The sequence below is a fragment of the Psychrobacter sp. H27 genome, assembly GCF_059072655.1.
The window spans coordinates 1,964,301-1,976,962 of sequence record NZ_JCACRX010000001.1 but is presented as its reverse complement, the minus strand read 5'-3'; the positions used below and the strand labels follow the sequence as shown (position 1 = coordinate 1,976,962).

13 protein-coding genes and 1 pseudogene are annotated in these 12,662 nt (G+C 45.1%); 12 read left to right on the top strand and 2 right to left on the bottom strand.

Going from position 1 to position 12,662, the window contains the following annotated elements:
* Positions 1 to 132 precede the first annotated feature (132 nt).
* From AC5JPY_RS08040 to AC5JPY_RS08005, 8 genes and pseudogenes are all read left to right on the top strand, one after another.
* Entirely contained in the window at positions 133 to 696 is a 564-nt protein-coding gene (locus AC5JPY_RS08040) for a YqgE/AlgH family protein (protein ID WP_101204671.1), read from the top strand.
* A 214-nt stretch (positions 697 to 910) separates the two neighbouring features.
* Positions 911 to 1,399, top strand: a complete 489-nt coding sequence (gene ruvX, locus AC5JPY_RS08035; protein WP_443525533.1) for a Holliday junction resolvase RuvX — start codon at positions 911 to 913, stop codon at positions 1,397 to 1,399.
* Positions 1,400 to 1,483: 84 nt separating this feature from the next.
* On the top strand, positions 1,484 to 2,002 hold the full coding sequence (locus AC5JPY_RS08030) for a hypothetical protein (protein ID WP_443524999.1): 519 nt from the start codon (positions 1,484 to 1,486) through the stop codon (positions 2,000 to 2,002).
* Positions 2,003 to 2,056: 54 nt separating this feature from the next.
* A complete protein-coding gene (gene tusA, locus AC5JPY_RS08025) occupies positions 2,057 to 2,383 on the top strand; it encodes a sulfurtransferase TusA (RefSeq protein WP_443524998.1) in 327 nt (108 codons plus the stop codon).
* Between the two features lie 65 nt (positions 2,384 to 2,448).
* The gene (xerD, locus tag AC5JPY_RS08020) at positions 2,449 to 3,387 is read left to right on the top strand and encodes a site-specific tyrosine recombinase XerD (protein WP_443524997.1); all 939 of its coding nucleotides are present in this window, start codon (positions 2,449 to 2,451) and stop codon (positions 3,385 to 3,387) included.
* 67 nt (positions 3,388 to 3,454) lie between these two features.
* A complete protein-coding gene (locus AC5JPY_RS08015; protein WP_443524995.1) occupies positions 3,455 to 3,793 on the top strand; it encodes a DUF3817 domain-containing protein in 339 nt (112 codons plus the stop codon).
* Positions 3,794 to 3,971: 178 nt separating this feature from the next.
* Positions 3,972 to 4,375, top strand: a pseudogene (locus tag AC5JPY_RS08010) (MgtC/SapB family protein).
* 59 nt (positions 4,376 to 4,434) lie between these two features.
* Entirely contained in the window at positions 4,435 to 5,043 is a 609-nt protein-coding gene (locus tag AC5JPY_RS08005; protein ID WP_443524994.1) for a class I SAM-dependent methyltransferase, read from the top strand.
* Positions 5,044 to 5,141: 98 nt separating this feature from the next.
* Here AC5JPY_RS08005 and lptG read toward each other — a convergent pair whose 3' ends face one another.
* Positions 5,142 to 6,350, bottom strand: a complete 1,209-nt coding sequence (gene lptG, locus AC5JPY_RS08000; RefSeq protein ID WP_443524993.1) for an LPS export ABC transporter permease LptG — start codon at positions 6,348 to 6,350, stop codon at positions 5,142 to 5,144.
* On the bottom strand, positions 6,350 to 7,642 hold the full coding sequence (locus tag AC5JPY_RS07995) for an LPS export ABC transporter permease LptF (protein WP_443524991.1): 1,293 nt from the start codon (positions 7,640 to 7,642) through the stop codon (positions 6,350 to 6,352). Before AC5JPY_RS07995 ends, lptG begins: the two co-directional genes overlap by 1 nt.
* 520 nt (positions 7,643 to 8,162) lie before the next feature.
* On the opposite strand from AC5JPY_RS07995, the gene AC5JPY_RS07990 reads away from it, so the two are divergent.
* The 4 genes from AC5JPY_RS07990 to sstT all read left to right on the top strand — a co-directional run bounded on the left by AC5JPY_RS07990 (position 8,163) and on the right by sstT (position 12,628).
* Positions 8,163 to 8,780: a cysteine hydrolase family protein gene (locus AC5JPY_RS07990; RefSeq protein WP_443524990.1), complete on the top strand. Its 618-nt coding sequence runs from the start codon at positions 8,163 to 8,165 to the stop codon at positions 8,778 to 8,780.
* 194 nt (positions 8,781 to 8,974) lie between these two features.
* The gene (locus AC5JPY_RS07985; protein WP_443524989.1) at positions 8,975 to 10,606 is read left to right on the top strand and encodes a leucyl aminopeptidase; all 1,632 of its coding nucleotides are present in this window, start codon (positions 8,975 to 8,977) and stop codon (positions 10,604 to 10,606) included.
* Positions 10,607 to 10,613: 7 nt separating this feature from the next.
* Entirely contained in the window at positions 10,614 to 11,078 is a 465-nt protein-coding gene (locus tag AC5JPY_RS07980) for a DNA polymerase III subunit chi (RefSeq protein ID WP_443524987.1), read from the top strand.
* A gap of 347 nt (positions 11,079 to 11,425) precedes the next feature.
* Positions 11,426 to 12,628, top strand: coding sequence for a serine/threonine transporter SstT (gene sstT, locus AC5JPY_RS07975; RefSeq protein ID WP_493852334.1), 1,203 nt, complete (start codon positions 11,426 to 11,428; stop codon positions 12,626 to 12,628).
* Positions 12,629 to 12,662 lie beyond the last annotated feature (34 nt).

The window sequence follows — 12,662 nt, the reverse complement described above, 5'->3', positions numbered from 1 at the left end:
CAGTGTTTACTAGATAACAGTGTTTACTAGACAATTATAACCGTCAGTAGCATGTGGCGTGAATCTTGCTTTTCTATCCGTTATCACCATATAGTGGTCTCTCACCCTTTTTATTCGGTTGCGTTTGTTTCTATGTCTAAAACCAATTTGACCCATCACTTCTTGATTGCAGCACCGGAGCTGTCAGACCCCAGGTTTGAGCAGGCGCTCATCTACATCTGCCGTCATGACAAGCATGGTGCGCTAGGTCTGATGGTTAATCGTCCACTTGAGCAATCTCGAGTCGGTAAGTTATTAGAAGATTTAGATATCGAAGTGACCAATCCACAAGTCATGGAAGATGTGGCACTAGAAGGTGGTCCCATGTATCCTGAGGTTGGTTTTGTGCTGCATACTGGTCAACCAGAGTGGGCGTCCTCTTTTGCGATTTCGGAAAACGTCTGTATCACAACCAGTCAAGATATCCTAAAGCGTATCGCTGCAGGACAAGGTGTCGGTCATTATCAGCTGTGTCTGGGTCATGCCAGTTGGGGCAAAAAACAGTTAGACCAAGAACTGAGTAATGGTGATTGGCTGGTGTGCCCTGCCGACCTTAATTTACTGTTTGATACGCCATTTGAAGAACGTTGGCAAATCGCTGCGGACAAAATCGGTGTCAATTTTGATTATCTCAGCAGTGACATTGGTCACGCTTGATATCATATGTTTTATGCATTGCGTCTTATAAATACAGATAGAGAACCAAAGGATAGTCGTGACTATGGTAGATAGCCCTTTTACAGCCACTAGCAAAGACGCTATAAATAGTGCCATTGATAGTCTCAATGCCCCTGGTGTCAGTCATAATGACCTGAATACCAGCGACCTTAGTACCATTGATAGTAACAATGACAGTACTGCTGAGACCGGCATTACTGAGAGTGCTGAACCAACGGTAAAGCCGCATCTTATTTTGGCACTAGATTATGGTGTCAAAAAAATGGGTATGGCGCTTGGTAATACCATGACTCAGACCGCCCGTGCATTTGACATTTTGGCGATGAACAATGGTCAGCCTGACTGGGACAATCTAATCGGTATTATCAAGGTCTGGGGCGTGGCACAAGTTATCGTCGGTCTACCACTTAATATGGATGGCAGCAGCTCTATGCTCTCAAAGCGGGCACATAAATTCGCGCGACGTCTAGCACATAGGGTTATGGAGCAACATCTGCCCGTAACCGTGTCACTATGTGATGAGCGCCTAACCTCAATCGAAGCAAGAGAAATCGCATGGGATAATGGTTGGATAAAAAACGAGCGCGACCCGATTGATGATATCTCTGCCTGTATCCTGATGTCGACTTACTTTTCGGATCCAAGCAGCAGTATGGCTATTGACGCGATCAAAGCCGACTAGTTAAAAAAATACCTAAAATACATAGTTGCCTTATGAGGCGACTTCGCTATATCGTCTCTTTCCACAGATAAATGACTGATTACTATGACCACCGCTTCAGACCAAGATTTGCATACTAAGTCGCAACATGGTTTTGCACCACTTGCTATTGCCCGTATTAGAGGTGCGCAGCGTGCAAACCAAGTAGCGATTTATCTTATTTATGCGGCTATTCTCGCATTTGTGGTCTTTGGCACCATCGCTAGCATCAAGATGTTCCATGACAACCAGCTTCTTTATCGATTGTTTTATAACCTACCCTATGCTCTAGTTGCTCTCACCATTCCTATTACTATTTATGATGCGCTGGTGGTGTATCGCTACCGTTTGAACCAGCCCTCGATGATCGCGATGAGCATTGGTGTCTCGACTATCATACTCGTTGGTGGGTTAATATTTGCAGATACTGTCTGGTTGGGATTGTCCTGTTGGCTCGGTGTGGCTTTTTTATTTAAAGTAAGTTTTAAGCGCTTTTTCAACTTTTTAGAAGTGGCTGACTTACCTGATAACGACGAAACGCCAGAGACAGATATGGTAGACGATTCAGACAGCACGCATCAATAAATCACGCAAACCAACTGTTATTCAACCCACCTATTTAGCTTTACGATAATGACTATGACCACTTCTATACCAGATACCCCGATCAACCATCATCTAGACACGCAGGGGCTGATCTGCCCTGAGCCTGTGATGATGCTACACCGAGTCATCCGCAGAGCAGACAGTGGGGATATGATCGAAATACTGGCAACCGACCCTGCTACCACTCGCGATATTCCAAATTTCTGTCGTCATTTGGGTCATGAGCTAATTGGTCAAGAAACGCTGGCTGAAAACGTAAGCTTAGACACTGACCCTGACGAAATTACCATCGATAGTGACGATACTACACCTGCAAGCGTGACGCTGTATCGTTATGTGGTTAAGAAAAAAGAGGCGTAATAGGTCTGGTTTTTTCCTAATAATTACCTGTCACTGCTAACCTACCCCTTATCTGAGATTGTCTTATGAGCCGTGAGCGCGCCGTACAGCAAAGGCAACCCAAAGCACTGGCAGTCGATGATGAGCCAGCTTATATGACGGAATTTCGTCAAGCTATGCTGGCACGTGGCCTGGCAACGCGTACTCGTAATGCGTATGTGCGCGATTTACGTGCTTGTGAATTAACCAATCCTATTGCCCTGACTCGCTGGCAGCCTGATGATGTGCTGCACTGTCTGTCACTACTCACTCAAGATGGCAAAACCCCGCGTACCCAAGCGCGTATGCTCTCAAGCCTACGTCAATTCTATCTGTGGATGATCGCGAGCAACCTACGTGAAGACAATCCTTGTGAACGTATCAAAAGTCCAAAGCTTGGTCGCCCACTGCCAAAAGACTTGAGCGAGGCTGATATTGATAACCTCTTAGCCGCGCCTGATACCAGCACTGCTCTCGGACTGCGCGACAAAGCCATGCTAGAAGTACTCTACGCCTGCGGTCTGCGCGTCAGTGAGCTGATAAACCTAGCACTAGAACAAGTGAACCTAAATGCTGGCTGGCTACAAATCACAGGTAAAGGAAATAAAACGAGGCTGGTGCCACTCGGTGAATATGCCAGTGACGCGCTAGAAGACTATCTGTCTCATGGACGCGGGGATTTGATTGCGCATTTGAAATCTGGTAATTGCCAAGCAGTGTTTTTGACTGCGCAAGGTGGTTATATGACGCGTCAGAACTTTTGGTATCTACTTAAAAAGTATGCCAAAGTTGCCAGTATCGATAAAGAACTATCACCGCATACCCTGCGTCACGCCTTTGCTACCCATCTACTCAATCATGGTGCTGATCTGCGTAGCGTGCAGTTATTGCTTGGGCATAGTGATTTATCCACCACGCAAATCTATACCCATGTGGCGACCGCAAGATTGCAGCAGTTACATGCTACGCATCATCCGCGTGGGTAACTTTTGGGTAGCGTGGTGAGCAAAATTATCATTCAACATTGATTCATGATCGTCAGAGGAATACATAGTGTCGCAAGCTCAGCCGTCTACCTTATCTACCCTAACCAAAAAGCAAAATGCTGCTCTTCGAAATCTTACTATTATGGGTTATTTGGAAGGCACGTCTTTTTTGCTGTTACTTGGTATCGCCATGCCCCTCAAATATATGTTGGGCATGCCTGAAGCGGTAAGCTATGTCGGCCCAGTGCATGGGGTGTTATTCGTTGCCTATATCATGGTGCTAATCATCACAGCGGGTAGAATAAAACTGCCCCTATGGGCGCTACCCGCTGGTGTGCTTGGCTCGTTTCTACCCTTTGGACCGTTTGTGTTTGATCACTTATTGAAGAAGCGGCTGGTACAGTAGTATTAAAAAGTCTTGATGACACAAACCTATACCCTGAAGCGATGACGATAGTGCAGAAACCAGTAAAAAAACATCGCTGTTTTTTAAATGAGCCATAACCCTGTATCATGAATTATTGTCTACTGGCTTGTGAATAGCGGGGTACGCTGTGTTTGGGTTTGATATCGACTTACAGTTAATGGGTTATCATTTTTTTCAGTTGTGCATTGCTTTTATATTGTCGTTGCCCATTGCTCTCAATCGGGAGATGAAAGACAGTGGTGCTGGGCTCAGAACCTTTCCGCTAGTGACGATTGCCTCCTGTGCTTTTATGTTGGTGGGTCGAGATATTTATTCAGATGGTGATGCCGAAGCACGTATTATGTACGGTATTATCACTGGTATGGGCTTTATCGGTGGTGGCGCTATTTTTAAAAGTGGCGGCAGGGTACAGCGACAGCAGCAAGTTTATGGAATACGGGTGCTATTGGCATCTCAGTCGCTTACAGCCGCTACGAGATCGCTATTATTTTATCTGTTGTTAGTTTTTTGATATTGCAGTTCTCTAGTCCATTTAAAACAGAGAAGCAAACCAAAAAGTAAGCTGAAATTTTATTCGGTTGTCGCTACAATACTCACCATACTTATCAATTGAGAATCCCATGAGCCATAGACCACCTGCTGACCTACTCAAAAACGCTGAACACTGGCGCGAAGACATTAATTTTCGCCAAGACGTGCTAGGCAAGCCGTTTGATTTTGCGACCACGTGGGGCATTTTTTCACCGCAAAAGCTCGATGATGGTAGCCTGATGCTGCTTGATTATGTAGATTTTCAAGACGATGATGATTCGATCGATTTGGGCTGTGGCTATGGTGTGCTGGGTATGACGGCAGCACGCGAGTGTCCGAATGGTCAGCATACGCTCATTGATAAAGACTTTATGGCGGTAGAGTATGCGCGCCTTAACTGTGAGAAAAACGGTCTAAAAAACGTCGATGTGCATTTATCAAATGGCTTCAACCATGTGGCAGCCGACAAAGACTTTAGCCTTGTGATGTCAAACTTGCCCGCCAAAGTAGGTAAAGAACAGCATTATCTGTATTTCCTCGATGCTTATGCGCGCATGCGTAAAGGTGGACGTTTTTATGTGGTGACCATCAATGGCCTACGTCAATTTGTGAAGCGCTCGTTTACCGAAGTGTTTGGCAATAGCGATAAAATCAAACAAGGTAAAACCTATACGATTACCATGGCGATCAAAGAATAATATTTAGCATTGAGTCACAAAAGATCGTCATAAAAAAAGCACGCTACATCTGATGTAACGTGCTTTTTATTGGTTTATTCAAGGGTATAGGTTGTCTGCTACATTTGACGTTTTATCAAATAACCACCGAGCGCTGCACTGCCGATAATCGGTAACAGCACCATAAGCATGGGCGAGAATCCTGTGGCAAGCGATACAAACCCAACCAAGTCTTGTATATAGCTGAATAGCAATCCAAACAGCAAGGCTACGACGATACGCAAGCCTAAGCTGTGTGTCCGTAGCGAGCCAAAGACAAACGAGCAAGCAACGATGACCAATGACAATATCGACAAGGGTGACAATAGTTTTTGCCAGAACGCCACTTCATGCTCTAAGGAGCGATTGCCCTGTTGACGCATAAACGTGCGATGCTCGTACAGCTGCGTCAATGACAAGTCTTCTGCTTTGCGCGTTAGCAAGTACACCGACTCTGGGGCAAAAGGTAAACTGAGGGTATCTGAGGCCGAGACTGCTTGACTACTCTCAAAACCCTGATTGATGCTGAGCTTGACCATATCATTCAGTTGCCACTCGTAGCGATACTGCTCGCTTGGCTTGTCACTGCTAAGATCAATCGGCTCACGCCCTGTATAGTTGCCACCTTCAGCATGAACTGCCGTTTGCAGATTGCCATTATTGTCTAAATGCCAACGTTTGACCTCGCCAATATTACCTTCGACATCCGCGTAATCGATGTACAAAATATCGCTACCATCAGGTATGGCACTACCATCCTCTGCGCTATCAAATCGTGGCTGTATCGTCCAATAGCCGCGCACCGAAGTGACTAATGAAATATTGTCCTCATCGTTGATTTGCTTTGCCAATTGATTGGAATGCGGTAGCACGAACTGATTGATCGCCAGTGCCAGTAGCACAAAAATCAAAGCGGGCTGTAAGACCCAGCCAACGATACGATAGATGCTAACTCCAGCTGCACGCATGACGACCAGCTCGCTTTTATTAGCGAGTAAACCCAGTCCGATAACAGCGCCCAATAAAGCACCCGTGGGGATAAACTGCTCTAAAAAGTACGGCGAACGATAAAAGATATATTTGAGCGCCTCACCCATCGTATAGCTATCGTCCAAAGAATCAAGCTCTGACAAATAAGAAAATACCAGCTGCAATGCCCACAGACCCATAACAGCAGCGATAATAGCAAGCAAGGCATTAAGTTTGACGTAGCGACCCAGCACTTTTAGGCTACCTGGTTTTTTGGCCAGTTGGTCAGTGCTTACAGACTTAGCAAATAAAGAGCGCATTAAGACTGCCCTCCTGATGAGCGGTTGTTGTTATTATCGATATCACTATGTGCAGTGGCTGCAGCCAGTCTATTTTCTTGTTTGCGAAAACGCAGGCGATGCTGCACACGGCTACCCCAATTCAAATAGAGCGCCAATGCCATAAATCCTAGCACTAACCATGCATATGCCCACACGCTGACGCTGCCTTTACTCACCGCATTTTTGAGCGAGATAATACCCAACGCACAGCTGACAAATAACAAGATAGAGGGAAACAGACGCAACCAACGTCCTTGGCGTGGACGTACCTGTGCAAGCGGTACTGCTAGCATCGGTGCGATAATCATCAGCCATGGTAATGCGAGACGATAACCCAGCTCACCTTGGGCAGCACGCAGCGCGTTATTAGTACTGGTCCGTGCGTCACCCGTTGCAGCGCGCCATAGAGGTCCAATCGCTTGGGTTTCTATATTGTCCTCGGTGATAATGTCTTGTGAGGATTCGGTGAGTGTGATGCGATAACGATCAAAAGCCACTTGATTGTATTTTAAGCTGCCTGCGCCCACTTCGTAACGACGACCTTGGAACAAGTCCAATTGTGTCACGCCGCTATTACCCGTGTTTACTTGCTCAGCACGCTTGGCAAGCGTAATCGTATCCTTACTGATATTTTGTGCACTACTATTTACAATGTCTTTTGGCATATCAGAGATGCCGACCTGATCTGCTGTCTTTTTATCAATGGTGTTGTTCATATCGGCAGCATCTTTAGTATCACTGCCTTTTGACGTAGGCTCAGACTGGATCAATATCACATCTTGCAGTTTTTTCTTATCATCGCTGAGACTGCCTACATATAAGTGATAGTTACCGCTACTGATAAACTCATTCGGTCGAATCAAATCAAACGCACTGGTCAGTGCTTGCTGCTGCCAGACCGCCTCAGATGAGCGTACGCCCCATGGTTTACCAACAATAGATAACGCCGCTTCACCAACAAACAATGCTAGTATCAATGGCGTCATCAATCGCGCCAATCTACCACGAGACACGCCGCTAGCATTAATAACTGCCATTTCTTGATCGACGTATAAGCGACCGAACACCAACATCAAGGCAATAAAAAAAGCTAACGGCAATATCAATTCTAAAAAGTACGGCAGATTGTACCCAATGATCGTGAACAATAGGCTAACGTCCAAACGCCCTTCGGCAGCAATGCCAAAATAACGTATCAAACGTCCACCAAGCATCATTACCACTAAAAACCCCAACACCAGAGCTGTGGTCGAGGCAACTTGTTGAGTCATATAGCGGCGTAATATCACAATGGGTACTCTTAAACAGTTGATAGGCGCGTGGTTGATTGAGCAGTCATCATCGGATTTGAGGGCGACGATAATGCAGCATAGGCAAGATATAGAGTCAAACAGACCCGCAGATTACAGTAAATACTGCTGAACAATTAATTAGTCACACTAAATAAATGCAAGCGGCAAATATAACCGCTAATGCTAGCATGTTTTGCCTAAAAATGGCTGTGAAATGTGTTTGAAAACATTACCTACACCTTGCTGACAGCGCATTATTGACAGTAAGAGAGAAATATAGCAAATATTGAATGAAGCAGTAACCCAGTCTTAGATGAGATTAAATGAAACACGTCTCTTCCATCATATTTTTACTTTATTTATTTTAGAAAGGTTTGTTTGTCGTTCGTATCACTGAGTGCGTATGGCTAATATTAATTGCTAGACTGAGTGACATTGCTAAATAAAGCTAAGTAAAAACAAAAATTATTTTTATATCATCAAATGGAGAATAAGATTAATGAATAACACAACTTCTACCCCCTCTACCCTACTCGAACTCGCTGGCGGCACGTTTGATGCACTTGACTGGTCAAATTGCGCGCTCGTGCTTATCGATTATCAGAATGAATATGTCGATGGCGCGATGCCATTAGGGGACGCTGGCACCAAAGCGATTGGAAACGCGCAGCGATTACTTGATAAAGCCCGCCAACAAGCTGTCCCTGTCTTTCATATTACGCATCACGGACCAGAAAACGGTAATGTCTTTGACCCTTTATCAGCCAATGTTGAGATTGTTGAGCAGCTCCAGCCGCAGGATGGCGAAGCAGTCATTGCCAAAAAACATCCCAATGCGTTTCACGATACTCAGCTACAATCAATGATTTCATCTGCATCAAAGCAGCAAGTTATTTTTGCAGGCTTTATGAGTCATATGTGTGTTAGCTCAAGCGTTCGCGCCGCATTTGATTTGGGCTTTGATAGCTTTGTCTGTTATGACGCTTGTGCAACTCGCGACCTACCTAGTGCCAAAAAAGAAACCATCAGTGCTGAAGTTATGCATGATACGGCGATGGCAGCATTGCAAGATAGATTCAGTGCCCTAATGACAACAGAAGAATTGGTTAATGGCTAAGTCTTAAAATGATCGTGTAAATTGGCGCAGTAAAATTGTACGAACTTATTACCTAAGCCTTGCTAACTGCGCACTATCATCGCAATATGCTACACTACTGTGATTGCTCAATAGGCCAAATACTCTAATAATTTAACAGGCATACGCAATCATACGAACGCTGTATTTTTCATAACTCTAATAAGGATAACGATATGAATATCAAATTATCTCAGCACCTACCAAAGACCCATACGCAAAAAATGCTAAAAAAAGAAGCCAAAAGCAAAGACGACGCTTGTCTGGTTGTATTGGTCGATGATAAGAAAAACATTCTTGCAGAAACTGTGCTGAGCGAATATACCGCTCGTATTGAGCAGTTGATAGACGTGTCACATTTCAAAGGCACTACCTGTGAGACCGTTGCTGACTATGCGTTGGCAGGTGATAAAAAGACAACCAAACAGAATCCTGTACAGTTACTGCTAGTCGGTGTGGGCAACATGGATAAGTTCAATAACACTGTACTGCAAAAAATTGCTAAGACCATCTATAGCAGCACACAAAAGCGTGTGTCTTCTATTACAGTTGCATTGGGCGACGCGCTAGAAGAGAATCACTTCGGTCAATTTGCGCTCAATCTACTAGCTGCCAGCTATCGTTTTGATAAATACAAATCTGAGCAAGCGACGCCTGTATTGACCGATGTCTACCTAGTAGCTGATGAGTCATTACAGCCTGCACTTGCCTTCGCTCAGTCAGTATTCGCCGGTCAGAGCCTCACTCGTGACGTGGCCAATGAACCAGGTAATATTTGCTTCCCAGCTTATATGGCAGAACAAGCTCAAGAGCTTGCAACCACTTATCCTGATTTGTTGACCGTCAAGGTACTTGGCGAAGATGAAATGACTGCGCTAGGTATGCATTGTTTCTTAGCCGTTGCACAAGGCTCTACCAAAGAAGGCAAGCTGGTACTGATGGAGTATCGCGGCAAATCAGCATTTGGTACAGAGGCAGGAACCACTGAGTCAACCAGTAGCAATGCAAAAGTATCTGGTCTAAAAGCACTGGCTGATAAGCTACCAACCAAAAAATCAGCTAAGAAAGCAGACAACGCTAGCGATGATGCCCCAATCGTATTGGTCGGTAAAGGTGTCACTTTTGATTCAGGTGGTATTTCAATCAAGCCGGGCGCAGCAATGGATGAGATGAAGTTCGATATGGGCGGCTCAGCGTCAGTACTTGGTACCATCAAAGCTTTGTGTGAAGCGCGTCTACCTATCAATGTCGTTGGCGCACTCGCTTGCGCTGAAAACATGCCATCAGGTGATGCCACACGTCCAGGCGATATCGTAAAAGCGATGAATGGTAAGTCAGTTGAAATCTTGAATACGGATGCCGAAGGTCGCTTAGTGCTCGCGGATACCTTATGTTATGTACAGCGCTACAACCCAAAAGCCATTATCGATGTAGCAACCCTGACTGGTGCTTGTGTGGTTGCTTTAGGTCATGTGCGCTCAGCGGTATTTAGTAACGATGAAGACGTATTGTTTGACTTAGAAAACGCAAGCAACCTATCAGGCGATCTTGTCTGGCATATGCCATTAGATGACGAGTATCAGGCTCAGCTCGACTCCCCAATCGCTGATATGCAAAACATTGGCGGCAAAGGTGCTGGTGCTGTTACTGCCGCCTGCTTCTTATCTCGCTTCGTTGAAGAAGGTCAAGCATGGGCGCACTTAGACATCGCTGGTACGGCTTGGAATTCAGGTAAAGACAAAGCAGCGACTGGTCGTCCTGTGCCACTATTCATGCAATATCTAAAAAACAGCGCAGACAGAGTATAAGCGTTCTATGAAGATCAGCTTTTATGTATTAAGTGAGAGTAAGGCCCAAGATTTCTTGGGCTTTATTTGTCAGTTGACTCAGACGGCGCTCAACAAAAGCGCTCAGTCTTTGCTTATTTTAGTTGAAGATAAAGCATTGCTATCAGGCCTAGATACGGCACTTTGGGCGCAAGATGCCACGAGCTTTATACCGCATCAGTGTCTTTTAGATAATCAGACTGATGTCGATATGGCGGCTAGTAAGTCTGTGACACCTGTATTGCTTGGTAATCACATGCCGACAGACTTCAACGGTATTGTGCTCAATACCACTTCACATCCTGTTAATGATTTCATGGCGGCTACTAGTAATGCCAAACCCTCCCGAGTCCTTGAGCTGATCAAACCAGATACGGCGAGTACTCAAGCGGGCCGTGATAAGTATAAAGCGTATCAGCAATCAGGCTATGAGTTGACCCACTTTAAGGTTTAGCTTTGCCTTGTCACTTTGTCACTTTGTCACTTTGTCACTTTGTCACTTTGTCGCTTTTTATCGAATTTACTGTCATAAAATCTACCTGTTACCTTATATATCACGGTTTTCGATGCCTCATTATTGAGGCATTTTTATTGTCTAGACTTAGCTCAGCATTATCTAGAGTTAACCCATCTCAGCGTCATATTTTATCCTATTCGCGATGCTGACCTACTACGCTCCACTTTGCATACAGCACTCACTGCTATGAGCGGTATGCGAATATGCCAAAAAATGCTACCATCCATCGACAAATTTTCCCTTAAACAATTCATTTACTTTTGACAGACGTCGAGGATGTATACATGCGTTCATTGATTGCGATGTATCAGCGTATAGGGCTGGTGCCGCTCATTATTATTGGTTTGGTGTTAGGCGTACTGATCGGTTGGCTTGCCCCAAGTGTGGGTATTGCCATAGGCTTACTCGGCACACTGTTTGTCGGTGCGTTAAAAGCAGTTGCTCCTATCTTGGTATTTGTTTTGGTCATGGCAGCAATTAGTCAGCACCGCAGTGGTAATGAAGTCTACGTAAAGCCTGTGCTGATCATGTATATGTTCGGTACTTTTTTGGCCGCACTAACTGCAGTCGGTGCCAGCTTTTTATTCCCGACGAATTTGGTCTTAATAAACGCCGATATCGCGCAAGTACCACCTGCTGATTTGAAAGAAGTATTAACGAATTTGTTGATGAATCTGGTCGCAAACCCAGTCAATGCCATCGCTGAAGCCAACTACATTGGTATATTGGCATGGGCGATTATCATTGGTTTTGCCCTGCGTCAGGCCAGTGATAGTGCGCGCAATGTCGTTGGTGATTTTGCTGATGCCATCTCACAGGTTGTTAAGTGGATTATCGCGTTGGCCCCATTTGGTATTTTGGGACTGGTCGCCAGCACTGTCGCTGAGACAGGCTTTGCTTCTTTGGCAGGTTATGCGCGTATCTTGATGGTACTCATCAGCTGTATGCTATTTATTGCTTTGGTTGCCAATCCATTGATTATCCTTGTAAAGACTGGCAAAAACCCTTATCCCCTTGTGTTTACTTGCTTACGTGAGTCAGGTATTACAGCATTCTTTACCCGTAGTTCAGCTGCCAACATCCCAGTAAACATGAACCTGGCACGCAAACTGGGTCTACATGAGGACACATATTCAGTAACCATTCCATTGGGTGCCACCATCAATATGGCGGGTGCTGCAATCACAATTAACGTGTTAACGCTTGCGGCCGCTCATACATTGGGTATCGAAGTCACGTTTGCATCAGCACTGTTATTAAGCCTCGTTGCAACAGTCAGTGCATGCGGTGCTTCTGGTGTGGCTGGTGGTTCGTTGTTGCTCATTCCACTAGCGGCAAGCTTATTTAGTATTCCAAATGATATCGCCATGCAAGTGGTGGCCATCGGCTTTATTATTGGCGTCATTCAGGATTCAGCAGAGACAGCCTTGAACTCTTCAACGGATGTACTATTTACCGCTGCCGCTGATCCTACTTACTCGCGCTAATGTTTGGCGCAGCATCTCTATAGACATAAAAAAG